We start from the raw sequence: 14,541 nt of genomic DNA on the forward strand, positions 1-14,541 counted from the left end.
GGAGGGGGGGGGGGGGGGGGGTGTCGGGGGGGGGGGGGGGCGGGGAGGGGGGGGGGGGGGGGGGGGGGGGGGGGGGGGGGGGTTCCCCCCCCCCCCCCCCCCACCGCCCTCCCCACCGGTGCGCCGTCAGTCCATCTGGAACGACTGACGCACCACACCCCCCACCAGAGCACACCAGGTGGTGGTGCTGACCTTGCCGTTGGTGTCCAGGCCGTGCAGCTCCTGCAGGTCCTGCAGGGCCTTCTTGGTGACCCAGTCGTACTCGCCGGTGACGGCGACGTCGGCGTACCCCTTGGAGTTGAGCATGAACTGCACCGCGCTCACCGGGATGCCGACCGCGTCCTTGTCGAGTTCGGGCGCGAGGGTCTCCCAGGTCGGCGCGGTGAGGGTGGCGTCGATGTCGACCGGGATGCCGTTGCGCGCCTGCCAGTCCTGCACGGCGGCGACGGTGGCGGCGTCGAAGACACCGGTGACCGGGACGGCGTAGCCGCGGAAGGTGAGCAGGTACTGCGCCACCTTCACGACCGGCCCGCCGACGAAGCGCCAGATGTCCGGCCAGCGCCGGGCGGGCACGTCGGCCAGGTCGGTGCCGAGCTTGGCGAAGACCCGGCGGCGCAGCGCGGGGAACTCCCGGTAGAACATCGCCCCGGGGCACTGGGTGGCCCGGAAGTCCCAGTGGCCGAAGATGTCGTGAGCGTGCAGGCCGTACTGCCGGCAGACGGTGGTGCAGAGCTTCACCAGGGTGGCGAGCAGTTCCTCCGGCGGCGTCTCGGTGACGTACGTGCCCTCGTTCTCGATGCCGATCGCCCGGCCGTTCTCGCCGGGGCAGTGCGCCGAAATCATCTGCCGGTCGCCGGCCTGCAGCCGCTCCAGGCTGCCGTGCCGCCCCTCGGTGACGTAGCCGCCCCGGCTCACCGTGAAGTGCTGCCCGGTGTCCGACCAGTGGTTCACGTCCATGTGCAGGTTCTGGCAGTCCCGGGCGAGCTGCTTGGCGTGCTCCTCCGAGTAGTCCGTGCTGTTCGGAAACGCCATGTGGTGCACGATGATCTTGTTGGTGGGGATCGCGCTGATCGACAGTGGATCCGCCGGCGGACGGGCGCCCCACTCGTCGCAGCTGATGATCCAGTCGAGGTCCGCGCCCGGGTCGGCCTGCGCGGCGGCCGGGAAGGCGAGCTCGCTCCCGACGACCGCGACCGCGGCGGCGCCGAGTCCGGCCCGCAGCAGGGTACGGCGGTCCAGCTCGGGGTGGTCGAAATGCATGTCATCTCCTCTGTGGCCGGTCGGGCGGCCCCACGACGGCACGCGGCAACGGGCGGCGGCCCGCTCGGGCGTCCTGAAAAGGAACTCCAAGAACCGCGCGTGGTGTGGAGGATATTGCCACGACGGGGCCGAGCGCCAGAGGGTGAGCCGGATCGATGCGAACGCGCGGGCGGACCTGCTCCGCATCTCCACGGGCGGCCGATCGCCCTGGAGGTCGCTCTCACCCTCCTGAGCGGGCGGCCGGCCTTCCTCGCCCGCGTCGACGAGTCCCTCGCCGGCTGAGCCCGCGGTCGGCAGGCCATTCCGACCCGGTGGATAGGTGATCTGCGTCCGACCTGCGGGACGGCAGGCCCGGGGCAGCGGCTCGCTGTGGCACCCTTGACCGGTGCGAAGCCCCAGCATGACCGGCGTACTCGTGGTGCTGGTCGTGCTCGCGCTCGCCGGCGTTCTCGGCTGGTGGTGGCAGCGCCGCGACGGCCGGATCCAGGCCGTCGCCACGCGCGGCGACGACGTGGCGGCCGGCGCGCTGGCCGGCGTCGGCGTGCCGGCCGGCGCGGTCACCCTCGTGCAGTTCTCCGCCCCGGTCTGCGCGCCCTGCCGGGCCACCCGGCGGGTGCTCGAGGCCGTCCGTGCGGACCTCGCCGGCGTGCACCTGGTCGAGGTTGACGTCGAGGAGCACCTGGACGTGGCCCGCGCGCTCGGCGTCTGGCGTACCCCGACCGTGCTGGTGGTGGACGCGGCCGGACGCGTGGTCCGGCGGGCCGCCGGCGTGCCGGACCGCGACGACCTGCGCGCGGTGCTCGCGCCGCTGCTCGCCGAGGTGACGCGGTGACCGGGGTGGCGTTGACCCGGCGGCGGGTGGTGGATCACGGGTGGCTCGCGGCGAGTCTCTGTGCGGCGGTCCGTCCCGCCTGACCGACCGACCCCCTCGCCCGGAACGGAACCTTCGCATGCTGCTCGACCCCCGTGGGCCGCGGTTCGCCGCCGTCCTCACCACCGTCGTCCTCGCCGTTGCCCTGATCACCGGCTCGGGGCTGCTCGTGCTCGCCCAGGCCGTCGTCTTCGCGATCACCGCCGCCAACCCCCGCCTCGGCCCGTACGGCCTGCTCTACCGCACCCTGGTGGCGCCGCGGTTGGGCCCGCCCGCTGAGCTGGAGCCGGCGGCGCCGGTCCGCTTCGCCCAGCTCGTCGGCCTGGTCTTCGCCGGCCTGGGCGCGGCCGGCTGGCTGGCCGGCGTGCCGGCGCTCGCGCTGGCCGCCACCGGCGCCGCGCTCGCCGCCGCCTTCCTCAACGCCGCCTTCGACCTCTGCCTCGGCTGCGTCAGTTACCTGGCGCTGCGCCGCCTCGCCGGCCGCCCCCTGGCCGCCCGGGTGCCCGGCCCGACGCGCTGACCGCGGGCGGCGGCACCGCGCCCCCACGCCGGCACGCCCGGCACGCCGGCCGGTAGCCCCGCCGTGCCGGGCGTGCCGCGCCGCGAGCAGAAGCGGCCCGGGGGGCGAGGTCACCTTCCGTAGCGCGGGGCATCCCGGGCATCGATCGAGCGGTGATCCAGCTCGCGGGCGGTTGGAAACGTTTTCGTAACGAGCCCTTGACCTGACTGTCGGATCGGGCGCAGACTCCCGGAAACGTTTACAGCAGGCAGCTGGAGGTGCGGGACGTGGGTCGTAAACGTTTACAGGAGTCGGCCGACGGCCGGCCCACCGTCCACACCGTCGCCGCCCGCGCCGGCGTCTCCATCGCCTCCGCCTCGCGCGTCCTCAACGGTGTCGGCGGCAGCCCGGAGACCATCCGCAAGGTGCGCGAGGCGGCGGCCGAGGTCGGCTACGTGCCCAACGCCATCGCCCGCTCGCTCCAGTCCCAGCGCACCGGCCTGATCGCCCTCGCCGTCGAGGACATCGGCAACCCGGTCTACGTCGAGATGATGCGGGCCATCGAGTCCGTGGTCGCCGCCTCCGGCCGGCAGCTGCTGGTGCACGCCACCGGCGGGCAGATCGCCAACGAGACCGCCCTCCTGCGCCGGCTCGCCCACCGGTACGTCGACGGCATGATCGTCTCGCCGATCCGGGTCACCGACGACCACCTCGCGGCGCTGGTCGACAGCCCGGTGCCGGTGGTGGTGGTCGGCCAGCTCGGCGCCGACGCTCCGGTGGACAACGTCCGCACCGACTCGCGTACCGGCGTGGGGCTGGCAGTCGACCACCTGGTCGCGGCCGGACGACGGCGGATCGGCTTCGTCAACGGCCCGCTCGACACCGTCCCGGGCGTCGCCCGCGACGCCGGCTTCCGAGCCGCCCTCGCCGCGCACGGCATCGACCTCGACGAGCGCCTGGTCGAGGTCGGCGACTTCCGGTACGCGGCCGGCCGCGCCGCCACCGAACGGCTGCTGGCCCGGACCCGTCCCGACGCGCTGATCTGCGCCAACGACCTGATCGCCGTCGGCGCGCTGCACGCCCTCCTCGCCGCCGGCCACCGCGTCCCCGAGGACGTGGCCCTGGTCGGCATGGACGACACCGAGCTGGCCCGGATGATGTTCCCGCAGCTGTCCAGCGTCTCCCTCGGGTCGGCCGAGCGCGGTCGGCGCGCCGCCGAGCTGCTGCTGCAGCGCATCGCCGACCCGAGCCTGCCGCCCCGCCGGGAGCAGGTCGCGCCCAGCCTCGCCGTCCGCGCCTCCAGCGCCGCCGTGCCCGACGCCGCGCCGCTGTTCGTCCCCGCGACCGGCACCGCCGGCGATGACCTGCCCGCGCCGCGTACCCCGGAGGTGACGGCATGACCACGGTGGCCGAACGGCCCGACGTCGCCCACGCCGACGGGCCCCGCCCGGCCCGCACCCGCTCCGACCGGCTCGGCATCTACCTGTTGCTGCTCCCGTCGCTGTTGCCGATCGTGGTGCTGTCGGTCTTTCCGCTGCTGCGCGGCATCTACCTGGGCTTCACCGACGCCCGCGCGGGCCGGCACGTCGAGATCAGCTTCACCGGGCTGGCCAACTACCGGAAGCTGCTCGGTGACGAGCTGTTCTGGAACTCCTTCAAGATCGGCCTGCTCTGGGCGGTCGGCGTGACCGTGCTCCAGTTCCTGCTCGCCCTCGGCCTGGCCCTGCTGCTCAACCAGCAGTTGCGCTTCCGCGGCATCGCCCGGGTCCTCGCGGTGGTGCCGTGGGCGATGCCCCCGGTGGTGGTCGGCATCCTCTGGAAGCTCGTCTACCACCCCGACGCCGGCCTGCTCAACGAGTTCTTCCACCGGATCGGCGCCGACGGCCTGCGCACCAACTGGCTCGGCGACTTCAGCACCGCCCTGCCCGCGGTGATCCTGGTGGGCGTCTGGGCCGGCATGCCGCAGACCACCGTCGTGCTCCTGGCCGGGCTGCAGGGCGTGCCCCGCGACCTGCACGAGGCCGCCGCGGTTGACGGGGCGAGCACCTGGCACCGGTTCCGCAACGTCACGCTGCCCGCCATCGCGCCGGTCATCGTGGCGATCACCTCGCTGGACTTCATCTGGAACTTCAACTCGTTCGGCCTGGTCTACGTCCTCACCGCCGGCGGGCCGGGCGGCAAGACCATGCTGCCGATGCTCTTCGCCTACGAGGAGGCGTTCCGCTACGGCAACTACGGCTACGCCGCCGCGCTCGGCAACGTGATGGTCGTGATCATCGTCGCGCTGCTCGCCGTCTACCTGCGTCGCCGGCTGAGGGAGGCGAACTAGAGATGTTCGGAAAGCCGAGCCGCACCGCGCGGAGCCTGCAGTACCTCGCCCTGACCGGGTACCTGATCTTCCTCGGGTTCCCGCTGGTCTGGCTGCTGTCCACCGCATTCAAGCCACCGCGCGAACTGGTGCGGCTGCACCCCACGCTGATCCCCACCAACCCGACGCTGCAGAACTTCGTGCAGGCCTTTACCGAACAGGAACTCGGTCGGGCCGCGCTCAACAGCCTCCAAGTGTCACTCGCCTCGGCGGTGCTCACCGTGCTCGTCGCGCTGCCCGCCTCGTACGCCCTGGCGCGGTTCCGCACCAAGCTCGGCACCGCCGCGCTCGGCTGGGTGCTGCTGTCGCAGCTGTTCCCGTTCGTGCTGCTGATCATCCCGATCTTCCTGGTGCTGCGCGGGGTGGGGCTGGCCAACACGCACGCCGGTCTGGTGCTCATCTACGTGGTCTGGGCGCTGCCCTTCGCGCTGTGGATGCTCCAGGGTTTCGTCCGCAACATCCCCCGCGAACTGGAGGAGGCGGCCAGCGTCGACGGCGCCACCCGGCTCCAGGTGCTGCGCCGGGTCGTCTTCCCGCTGCTCGCCCCGGGCATCGTGGCCACCGCGCTGTTCTCCTTCATCTCCGCCTGGAACGAGTTCTTCTTCGCCCTGGTCCTGCTCAAGACCCCGGAACTGGCCACCCTGCCGGTGACCCTGGCCCGGTTCGTCGGCATCGAGGGCACCGCCCGGCTCGGCCCCCTGGCCGCCGGATCCCTGCTGGCCACCCTGCCCAGCCTGATCTTCTTCGCGTTCATGCAACGCCGGCTCTCGTCCGGGTCGCTCGCCGGCGCGGTCAAGGGCTGAACCGCATCCCCCAACCCACCACCAAGGAGAGGAAATCCCCCATGCTCCGTAGCAGATTCCGTCGACTCGCCGCGGCCGCCGCGGTCGCGGTCGTCGGCCTCGGCGCCCTCACCGCGTGCGGTGACGGCGGCGGCGAGGACGAGAACGCCTCCGGCCCGGTCAAGCTGCGTTTCCTCAGCCTCGCCTGGCAGAAGGAGTCGCTGCAGGCCAACAAGGACCTGGTCGCCAAGTGGAACAGTGAGCACCCCGACATCCAGGTCGAGTACGTCCAGGGCGACTGGAACTCCGTCCACGACCAGCTGCTCACCTCCTTCGAGGGCGGCGACGCGCCGGACATCGTCCACTACGAGGCCGCGGCCATTGGCGAGTTCAGCAAGCAGGGCTACCTGGCCGACGTCTCCAAGCTGCTCTCGGACGACTTCAAGGGCCAGATCGACCCGGGCGTCTGGGACACCGCCACCTTCGACGGCAAGGTCACCGGCATCCCGTTCCTGCTGGAGTCGCAGGTCGTCATCGCCAACAAGAAGCTGTTCGACGCCGCCGGCGTCGCCGTCCCGCCCGCCGACGGGGGTTGGACCTGGGACGAGTTCCAGGCCAACGCGCAGAAGCTCACCAAGCCCGGCCAGTACGGCGTCGCCTGGGCGCTCAAGTCGCCCACCAACCGGGTGATGAACTTGGCGCTGAACTACGACGGCAAGTTCTTCTACACCGACGGCGGCAAGACCGAGGTCAAGGTCGGCGACGCGGAGAAGGAGGTGCCGAAGCGGATCCACGACATGCTCTACACCACCAAGTCCGCCTCCCCGGAGGCGCTCGGCATGAGCGGCGCGGACACCCTGCCCGGCTTCTTCGGCGGCAAGTACGCCATGCTCCCCGGCTCGGTCTCGCTGCGCCAGCAGATGGTCGAGCAGGCCCCGGCCGGCTTCGAGTGGGTCACCCTTCCGCCGATCAAGGGCCTGTCCACCAAGCAGGCGGCCAACCCGCAGACGCTGTCCATCTCCGAGGACAGCAAGCACAAGAAGCAGGCCGCCGAGTTCCTCCAGTGGTTCCTGAACCCCACCAACATGGCCACCCTGGCCAAGGGTGACTGGCTCGTGCCGACCGGCAAGCAGGCCAACCAGGAGCTGGTCAAGGCCACCGGGGGCAAGCAGGGCTGGGACGTCGCCGCGGACAGCGCCGCCGACCTGACCGTCGCCCCGTTCCAGAAGGTCGACGCCTACCCGGAGTGGAAGACCAAGTACGCCACCCCGGCCCTCCAGCAGTACTTCGCCAACAAGATCACCCTGGACCAGCTCGGCACGCAGCTGGTCGACGGGGGCAAGCAGGTTCTGAGGTAACCATGTCACTCTTGCTCGACACGTCGGTCGGTTGCCTCGTCGGCGCCGCCGTGGGCGACGCCCTCGGCGGAGCCACCGAGACGGCCCTGCCCGAGCAGATCCGCGCCCGGTTCGGCGGCTGGGTCGAGGGGATCGTCGGCCCGTACCACGCCGACTGGGCCACCGCGCGGCCACTCGCGCCGTACCACAAGGGCGACGGGCACATCACCGACGACACGTTGATGACCCACGCGCTGGTCCGGGCGTACGCGGCCAAGCGGGACCACCTCGACGCGTACGACGTGGTGGAACTGCTCGTGCCCGACCTGATCGAGCGGGTGGTCTACATCCCGGACCTGGAGCGGGAAGGGGTGACCTTCCACCGCCTGGCCGCGGCCGAGCGGTGGCTGGTCACCCGCCTGCACCACGCGCACGCCGACCCCCGCGAGGCCGGCGTGGGCAACATCGTCAACTGCGGCGCCGCCATGTACATGGCCCCGGTCGGCATCGTCAACGCCGGCGACCCGGCCGGGGCGTACGCGGAGGCCGTGGAGATCGCCGGGGCGCATCAGCACAGCTACGGGCGGGAGGCCGCGGCGGTGTTCGCCGCCGCGGTCGCCGCCGCCGCGCCCTCCGGCGCGGGCGTCGACGACGTGCTCGCCGCGGCGCTCGACCTGGCCCGCGACGGCACCCGCGCCGCCATCGACGCGGTGGTCAAGGAGGCCCGGGGGCACGACGACTGGCGGGCCGCCATCCCGGCGCTGCGCGCCGCCGTCGCCCCCTACGACACGGTGGGGGAGGAGTACCGCAGCCCCGGCCTGGGCGCCCGCCGCCCGAGCCGACTGCACGCCATCGAGGAGCTGCCGGTGGCCCTGGGCATGCTGGTGGTGGCCGGCGGCGACTACCGCGCCGCGGTGCTGGGCTCGGTCAACTACGGCCGCGACGCCGACTCCACCGCCACCATGGCCGGCGCGATCGCCGGGGCGCTCGGCGGTGCCGCGGCGGTGCCGGCCGAGTGGTCGGACACGGTCGCCGCGGCGTCCCGCACCGACCTGGTCGAGCCGGCCCGGGTGCTCGCCGAGGTGGCCACCGAGGTCTTCCGGCGCGACCGGGAACGCTTCGCCCGCCGTGCCGAACGCTTCGGCGGCCTGGCATGAGCGCAGCGGCCCGGGGGCTGCGGCTGACCTGGGTGCAGCCGGAGGACCTGCTGCCGCACGAACTGGCCGCCAGCACCGACGAGGGGCGCGACGTCGCCGACCTCGCCGCGCGCTGGGCGGCGGCCGGCGGCGACGTCACCGCCCCGGTCAGCGGGGCGTCGGCGGTGCCGGCCGCCCCGCGGCTGCGCGCCCTCGCCGTCGAGCTGCTCGACGCCGCCGACGCCCGGCCCGCCCCGGACACCGAAACCGAGCCGGGTGACCTGGACGCCGTCCGGAAGAGCTGGCCGGGCGCGTGGCAACTGCCCACCACCGTCGAGCGGGACCGGCTGCACGGCGCCTGGCTCGGCCGGGCCGCCGGCTGCCTGCTCGGCAAGCCGGTGGAGAAGATCCCCCGTCCCGGGATCCGGGAGATCCTCTCCGCCACCGGCCGGTGGCCGCTGCGCGACTGGTTCACCGCGCAGGGGCTGCCGGCCGAGGTGGCCGCCCGCTGGCCGTGGAACCGGCGCAGCGCCCCGACGAGTCTGGCCGAGAACATCGCCGGCATGCCCGAGGACGACGACCTCAACTTCGCGCTGCTGGCCCTGCGCATCCTGGAGACCCACGGCAGCGACTTCACCAGCGCCGACGTGGCCCAGGCCTGGCTGGACTGGCTGCCCGCCGGACGGGTCTTCACCGCCGAGCGGGTCGCCTACCGCAACCTGCTGCTCGGCCTCACCCCACCGGACACCGCCCGCCGGCACAACCCGTTCCGGGAGTGGATCGGCGCGCAGATCCGCACCGACGTGTACGGCTGGACCAACCCCGGCCGCCCCGACCGGGCCGCCGAGGCCGCCTGGCGCGACGCCGCGGTCAGCCACGTCCGGGCCGGGGCGTACGGGGCGATCTGGGTGGCGGCCCTCGCCGCCGCGGCACCCGTCGCCGGCGGCATCGACGAGGTGCTCGACGCGGGGGAGTCGGTGCTGCCCCCGGGCAGCCGGTTCACCGCCGCGATCCGGGAGGCCCGCGCCCTCGGCGCCGGCACCGACGACTGGGAGAGCATCGTGGACACCCTCTACGCCCGGCACGGGCACCTGCACTGGGTGCACGTGCGCAACAACGCCGCCCTGGTCGCGGCGGCCCTCGCGTACGGGCGCGGCGACTTCGAACGGTCCATCTGCGCCGTCGTGAGCGGCGGCTGGGACACCGACTCCAACGGGGCCACCGTCGGCGCGGTCACCGGGGCGCTCACCGGCGCCGCCGGGCTGCCGTCGCGCTGGGTCGCCCCGCTGCGCAACCGGCTGGCCAGCAGCATCGCCGGCTTCGACGGCATCGGCTTCGACGAGCTGGCCGACCGTACCCTCGTCCTGACCCACGCCTCGGGCGAGCGGAGCGCCGCATGAGCGCCCGGGTGGTGGTGGTCGGCAGCGCCAACCTCGACCTGGTCGTCACCGCGCCGCAACTGCCCAGGCCGGGCGAGACGGTGCTCGGCGACGACTTCCGCACCGTGCCCGGCGGCAAGGGCGCCAACCAGGCCGTCGCCGCCGCGCGGGCCGGCGCGGACTGCGACTTCATCGGCGCGGTCGGCGCCGACGAGTTCGGCACGCAGCTGCGCGACAACCTGGTCGCCGCCGGCATCGACGTGCGGGGCCTGCGCACCGTCGACGGGCCGTCCGGCGTCGCGCTGATCGCCGTCGACCACGCCGCGGAGAACTGCATCGTGGTCGCGCCCGGCGCCAACGCCACGCTGGCCGACCTCGACGGCGCCGACCGGACGGCGATCGCCGCCGCGGACGTGCTGCTGCTGCAACTGGAGGTGCCGCTGGCCGCGGTCGGCCAGGCCGCCGCGTCGGCCCGGGACGGGGGCGCCGCCGTGGTGCTCAACGCCGCCCCGGCCCGGCCGCTGCCGACCGAACTGCTCGACCTGGTCGACGTGCTGGTGGTCAACGAGCACGAGGCCGCCGTCGTGGCCGGGGTGTTCACCGACGAGCCCGCCGCGCTGCTGGACACCCTGGTCACCCTGGTGCCCCGGGTGGTGCTCACCCTCGGCGCCCGCGGCGCCGCGTACGCCGACCGGGACGGCACCCGGATCGAGGTGCCGGCGCCGAAGGTCGACGCGGTGGACACCACCGCCGCGGGCGACGCCTTCACCGGCGCCCTCGCGGTCGCCCTCGCCGAACGCGGCGGACTGGCCGCCGACACCGCCACCGCGGTGCTGCGCTGGGCGTGCGCCGCCGGCGCGGCCTGCGCGCAGCGCCCTGGGGCGTCCACCGCGCTGCCCGAGCGGGCCGCCGTCGAGGCGCTGGCCGCCGCCACCTACGGAGGGGACGAGTGAGCTTCAACCCGTACGTGCCCCGGCCCATCGACCGGCCGACCGACGTGCCGCTCGGCGCGCACGCCGACCTGACCACCCTGGACGAGGCGAAAGTCTTCGCCGCCCCCGACGACCCGGCCGACTGGCCTGCCTGGCGGGAGCAGCTCACCCGGTGGCGGGCCGACGCCCGCGCCCGACACGGCTACACCGGCGCGCACTACGACGAGATCGCCGGGGACTGCTTCACCGTCTGCCTCGCCTGGCTCTGGGACGAGACCCTCTACGATCACGACCGGGGCATGTTCACCGTCGAGGCGTTCCTCGACGCGGCCCGGCGTGACTTCGGCGGTTTCGACGGCATCGTGCTGTGGCACGCGTACCCGGTGATCGGGCTGGACGAGCGCAACCAGTTCGACTGGTACCGCGACGTGCCCGAACTGCCCGAGGTGGTACGGACGTTCCAGGCCCACGGGGTCCGGGTGTTCGTCGACTACAACCCGTGGGACACCGGCACGAGGCGGGCGGCCGGCGCCGACGCCGACGAGGTCGCCGCGCTGGCCGCCACCCTCGGCGTGGACGGGGTCTTCCTGGACACCCTCAAGGAGGGCGCCGGTGAGCTGCGCAGGGCCCTCGACGCCGCGCGCCCCGGCCTGGTCCTGGAAGGGGAGAGCCGGGTGCCGCTGGCCCGGATCGCCGACCACGGCATGTCCTGGGCGCAGTGGTTCGCCGACTCGGACACCCCCGGCGTGCTGCGGGCCAAGTGGTTCGAGCGCCGGCACATCCTGCACCACACCCGCCGCTGGCACCGCAGCCACCTCGACGAGCTGCACTCCGCCTGGCTCAACGGCTGCGGCGTGCTGGTCTGGGAGAGCGTCTTCGGCGTCTGGGTCGGCTGGAACGACCGGGACAAGGCCGTGCTGCGCGCCATGCGCCGCGTGCAGGGCAGCCACGCCGCGTGGTTGCGGTCCGAGGACTGGGTCCCGCTCGCCGACCACCCCGGCGCCGGCCAGGTGTACGCGTCCCGCTGGACCCACGACGACCGGCCGCTGTGGACCGTGGTCAACCGGGGCGCCGACCACGACGGGCCCTGGCTGGTCACCGACCCCCGCCCGGAACGCTTCGTCGACCTGGTCACCGGCGCCGAGCTGACCGTCACCGAACTCGAGGACGGCCGGGTCGCCGTCGGCGGGTCCCTGCCTGCCGGGGCGATCGCCGCCGTGGTCGCCACCGACGCCCCGCTGCCCCGGCACGCCCCGCCGACCGGCGACCCGTCCTTCCCGGCCCGCGCCGCCGTGCGGACCCGCACCCCGTGGGCGCGGCTGGCCGCCCTGCCCGACGGCATGGCCACGGTCGAGGCCGGCCGGCGCGAGCTGACCGTCCACCACCGGGTCCGGGAGACCGGCCTGTACGGCGAGGCCCCGTACGTCGACGAGTGGAAACCGCTGCCGCCCCGGCTGCACCACACCGGCACCCTGCACCGGACCGTCCGGCTCGGCCACTTCGCCATCGCCACCCACGAGGTCACCCACGGCCAGTACGCCCGGTTTCTCGCCGCCACCGGCTACCGGCCGGTGCGACCGGAAAGGTTCACCGCCGGACAGGGCCCCGCCGACGCCCCGGTCACCGGGGTGGACCTCGCCGACGCCCGCGCGTACGCGGACTGGGCGGGGATGCGGCTGCCGACTGAGGACGAGTGGCAGGTGGCTGCCGAGGCGGGACTGCTCGTCCGGCGGGAACCCCTGGTGTGGAACCTGATCGAAAGTGAACACACCGACGGGCGGACTCGGTTCGTCATCCTCAAGGGCGGCTGCGCGTACCGAGCGGAGGGTTCCGACTGGTACCTCGACGGTGGCCGGCAAGACCCCGACGTCTCGGTGAAGCTGCTGCTGACCGGCGCCGGCCTCACCCGCTCCACCTCGATCGGCTTCCGCTGCGCCGCTGACCTGCCGGGGGAGGCGTGATGGCCGCGCCGCTGCACGGGATCAAGGTGGTCGACCTGGCCACCCTCTTCGCCGGGCCGCTCGCCGCCGCGTTCCTCGGCGACTTCGGTGCCGATGTGATCAAGGTGGAGCACCCGACGAAGCCGGACCCGTCCCGGGGACACGGCCCCGCCAAGGACGGCGTCGGCCTGTGGTGGAAGGTGCTCGGCCGCAACAAGCGCACCGTCACCTGCAACCTCTCCGATCCGCAGGGCGCGCAGCTGCTGCGCCGGCTGCTCGCCGACGCCGACGTGCTGGTGGAGAACTTCCGCCCCGGCACCCTGGAACGCTGGGGCCTGGGCCCGGACGAGCTGCACGTGGTCAACCCGCGGCTGGTCATCGCCCGGATCAGCGGCTTCGGCCAGGTCGGCCCGTACGCGCCCCGGCCCGGGTTCGGCACCCTCGCCGAGGCGATGAGCGGCTTCGCCGCCGCCACCGGGGAACCCGACGGGCCACCGACCCTGCCCCCGTTCGGCCTCGCCGACTCGGTGACCGCGCTCGCCGCCGCGTACGCGGTCATGCTGGCCCTGCGCGGCCGGGACCTGACCGGCCGGGGCCAGGTGGTCGACCTGGCCATCATCGAACCGATCATGGCGATGCTCGGCCCGCAGATCACCTGGTACGACCAGCTCGGCTACGTGCAGCCCCGGCTGGGCAACCGGTCCAACAACAACGCCCCCCGCAACACCTACCGCTGCGCGGACGGTCGATGGGTCGCGGTGTCCACCAGCGCGCAGAGCATCGCCGAGCGGGTGGTGCGCCTGGTCGGCCGGCCCGAGCTGGTCGACGAGCCGTGGTTCGCCACCGGCAGCGGCCGGGCCGCGCACGCCGACGAGCTCGACAAGGCGGTCGGTGCCTGGGTGGCCCAGCGCGGCCGGGACGAGGTGGTCGCGGCCTTCGAGGCCGCACAGGCGGCGGTCGCCCCGGTCTACGACGTTCGCGACATCGTTGCCGACCCGCAGTACGCCGCGCTCGGCACCGTGGTCACCGTCCCCGACGAGGAGTTGGGCGAGGTCCGGATGCAGAACGTGCCGTTCCGGATGTCCGCCAGCCCGGGGGAGATCCGGCACGCCGGCCGCCGGCACGGGCAGGACACCGACGCGGTCTACCGGGCGCTCGGGCTGACCGACGACGAGCTGGCCGCGCTGCGCGACCGGGGGGTGATCTGATGCTGCTCACCTGGCTCTACGTGCCCGGCGACCGGCCCGACCGGTTCGCCAAGGCGGTCGCCTCCGGCGCCGACGCGGTGATCCTCGACCTGGAGGACGCCGTCGTCGCCGGGCGCAAGGCGTACGCCCGCGAGGCGGTCGCCGAGTTCCTCGCCGAACCGCAGCCGGTGCCGGTCCAGGCGCGGGTCAACGAGCTGACCGGCCCGGACGTCGACGCCGACCTGGCCGCCGTCGCCGGGAAGCCGGGGCTGTCCGGGCTGCGGCTGCCCAAGGTGGAGTCCGCGAGTGTCGTCGCCGCCGTCGCCGCCCGGGTCGACATCCCGCTGCACCCGATCATCGAGTCGGCGGTGGGGTTGGAGTCCGCGTACGCCATCGCGGGCGCGCACCCGGCGGTGGCCTCGCTCGGGCTCGGTGAGGCGGACCTCGGCTCGGACCTGGGCGTCGCCACCGACGACGGCCTGCTCTGGGCGCGCGGCCGGATCGTGGTCGCGGCCCGCGCGGCCGGCCTGCCGCCGCCGGCCATGTCGGTGTACGCGAACGTCGCCGACCTCGACGGGCTGGCCGCCTCCTGCGCCGCCGGGCGGCGGCTCGGCTTCCTCGGCCGGACGGCCATCCACCCGCGCCAGCTGCCGGTGATCGTCGAGGCATTCCGCCCGGCCGACCACGAGGTGGCCAAGGCCCGGGAACTGCTCGCCGCGGTCGCCGACGCGCAGACCCGTGACTCCGGCACCGTGGTGTTGCCCGACGGCCGTTTCGCCGACCGGGCCATGGTGGCGGCGGCCCGCCGGGTGGTCGACCTCGCCGCCCGCTGCGCCGCCTGACCGGCGTC

Annotated in this window: 13 protein-coding genes; 12 read left to right on the forward strand and 1 reads right to left on the reverse strand. The window is 74.1% G+C overall.

The window, feature by feature from the left end; genetic code table 11:
* Positions 1–126: 126 nt before the first annotated feature.
* Positions 127–1,260, reverse strand: coding sequence for a peptidoglycan recognition protein family protein (locus tag ACZ6S5_RS10310; RefSeq protein ID WP_465999685.1), 1,134 nt, complete (start codon positions 1,258–1,260; stop codon positions 127–129).
* A gap of 385 nt (positions 1,261–1,645) precedes the next feature.
* On the opposite strand from ACZ6S5_RS10310, the gene ACZ6S5_RS10315 reads away from it, so the two are divergent.
* The 12 genes from ACZ6S5_RS10315 to ACZ6S5_RS10370 all read left to right on the forward strand — a co-directional run bounded on the left by ACZ6S5_RS10315 (position 1,646) and on the right by ACZ6S5_RS10370 (position 14,533).
* Positions 1,646–2,092 carry a TlpA family protein disulfide reductase gene (locus ACZ6S5_RS10315; protein ID WP_465999686.1) on the forward strand — a complete coding sequence of 149 codons (447 nt, stop codon included), beginning with the start codon at positions 1,646–1,648 and terminating at the stop codon, positions 2,090–2,092.
* Between the two features lie 118 nt (positions 2,093–2,210).
* The gene (locus tag ACZ6S5_RS10320) at positions 2,211–2,651 is read left to right on the forward strand and encodes a DUF4395 domain-containing protein (protein WP_465999687.1); all 441 of its coding nucleotides are present in this window, start codon (positions 2,211–2,213) and stop codon (positions 2,649–2,651) included.
* Positions 2,652–2,917: 266 nt separating this feature from the next.
* The gene (locus tag ACZ6S5_RS10325) at positions 2,918–4,030 is read left to right on the forward strand and encodes a LacI family DNA-binding transcriptional regulator (protein WP_465999688.1); all 1,113 of its coding nucleotides are present in this window, start codon (positions 2,918–2,920) and stop codon (positions 4,028–4,030) included.
* Positions 4,027–4,959, forward strand: coding sequence for a carbohydrate ABC transporter permease (locus ACZ6S5_RS10330; RefSeq protein ID WP_465999689.1), 933 nt, complete (start codon positions 4,027–4,029; stop codon positions 4,957–4,959). Before ACZ6S5_RS10325 ends, ACZ6S5_RS10330 begins: the two co-directional genes overlap by 4 nt.
* A 2-nt stretch (positions 4,960–4,961) precedes the next feature.
* The gene (locus tag ACZ6S5_RS10335) at positions 4,962–5,801 is read left to right on the forward strand and encodes a carbohydrate ABC transporter permease (RefSeq protein ID WP_465999690.1); all 840 of its coding nucleotides are present in this window, start codon (positions 4,962–4,964) and stop codon (positions 5,799–5,801) included.
* A 41-nt stretch (positions 5,802–5,842) separates the two neighbouring features.
* Positions 5,843–7,138: an ABC transporter substrate-binding protein gene (locus ACZ6S5_RS10340; protein WP_465999691.1), complete on the forward strand. Its 1,296-nt coding sequence runs from the start codon at positions 5,843–5,845 to the stop codon at positions 7,136–7,138.
* A gap of 2 nt (positions 7,139–7,140) precedes the next feature.
* Entirely contained in the window at positions 7,141–8,274 is a 1,134-nt protein-coding gene (locus ACZ6S5_RS10345) for an ADP-ribosylglycohydrolase family protein (RefSeq protein WP_465999692.1), read from the forward strand.
* On the forward strand, positions 8,271–9,653 hold the full coding sequence (locus ACZ6S5_RS10350; protein WP_465999693.1) for an ADP-ribosylglycohydrolase family protein: 1,383 nt from the start codon (positions 8,271–8,273) through the stop codon (positions 9,651–9,653). Before ACZ6S5_RS10345 ends, ACZ6S5_RS10350 begins: the two co-directional genes overlap by 4 nt.
* Positions 9,650–10,585 carry a ribokinase gene (locus tag ACZ6S5_RS10355; RefSeq protein ID WP_465999694.1) on the forward strand — a complete coding sequence of 312 codons (936 nt, stop codon included), beginning with the start codon at positions 9,650–9,652 and terminating at the stop codon, positions 10,583–10,585. The genes ACZ6S5_RS10350 and ACZ6S5_RS10355 overlap by 4 nt, the downstream gene beginning before the upstream one ends.
* Complete coding sequence (locus tag ACZ6S5_RS10360) at positions 10,582–12,525, forward strand: SUMF1/EgtB/PvdO family nonheme iron enzyme (RefSeq protein ID WP_465999695.1); 1,944 nt, start codon at positions 10,582–10,584, stop codon at positions 12,523–12,525. Before ACZ6S5_RS10355 ends, ACZ6S5_RS10360 begins: the two co-directional genes overlap by 4 nt.
* The gene (locus tag ACZ6S5_RS10365; RefSeq protein WP_465999696.1) at positions 12,525–13,712 is read left to right on the forward strand and encodes a CaiB/BaiF CoA transferase family protein; all 1,188 of its coding nucleotides are present in this window, start codon (positions 12,525–12,527) and stop codon (positions 13,710–13,712) included. Before ACZ6S5_RS10360 ends, ACZ6S5_RS10365 begins: the two co-directional genes overlap by 1 nt.
* Positions 13,712–14,533 carry an HpcH/HpaI aldolase/citrate lyase family protein gene (locus ACZ6S5_RS10370; protein ID WP_465999697.1) on the forward strand — a complete coding sequence of 274 codons (822 nt, stop codon included), beginning with the start codon at positions 13,712–13,714 and terminating at the stop codon, positions 14,531–14,533. Before ACZ6S5_RS10365 ends, ACZ6S5_RS10370 begins: the two co-directional genes overlap by 1 nt.
* Positions 14,534–14,541: the final 8 nt, after the last annotated feature.

The organism is Micromonospora sp. NPDC051924 (assembly GCF_055586005.1).

Excerpts from the sequence above, each read along its gene's own strand:
- ACZ6S5_RS10310 (WP_465999685.1), bottom strand. The coding sequence starts at position 1,260 with ATGCATTTCGACCACCCCGAGCTGGACCGCCGTACCCTGCTGCGGGCC.
- ACZ6S5_RS10320 (WP_465999687.1), top strand. The coding sequence starts at position 2,211 with ATGCTGCTCGACCCCCGTGGGCCGCGGTTCGCCGCCGTCCTCACCACC.
- ACZ6S5_RS10330 (WP_465999689.1), top strand. The coding sequence starts at position 4,027 with ATGACCACGGTGGCCGAACGGCCCGACGTCGCCCACGCCGACGGGCCC.
- ACZ6S5_RS10335 (WP_465999690.1), top strand. The coding sequence starts at position 4,962 with ATGTTCGGAAAGCCGAGCCGCACCGCGCGGAGCCTGCAGTACCTCGCC.
- ACZ6S5_RS10340 (WP_465999691.1), top strand. The coding sequence starts at position 5,843 with ATGCTCCGTAGCAGATTCCGTCGACTCGCCGCGGCCGCCGCGGTCGCG.
- ACZ6S5_RS10345 (WP_465999692.1), top strand. The coding sequence starts at position 7,141 with ATGTCACTCTTGCTCGACACGTCGGTCGGTTGCCTCGTCGGCGCCGCC.
- ACZ6S5_RS10350 (WP_465999693.1), top strand. The coding sequence starts at position 8,271 with ATGAGCGCAGCGGCCCGGGGGCTGCGGCTGACCTGGGTGCAGCCGGAG.
- ACZ6S5_RS10355 (WP_465999694.1), top strand. The coding sequence starts at position 9,650 with ATGAGCGCCCGGGTGGTGGTGGTCGGCAGCGCCAACCTCGACCTGGTC.
- ACZ6S5_RS10365 (WP_465999696.1), top strand. The coding sequence starts at position 12,525 with ATGGCCGCGCCGCTGCACGGGATCAAGGTGGTCGACCTGGCCACCCTC.
- ACZ6S5_RS10370 (WP_465999697.1), top strand. The coding sequence starts at position 13,712 with ATGCTGCTCACCTGGCTCTACGTGCCCGGCGACCGGCCCGACCGGTTC.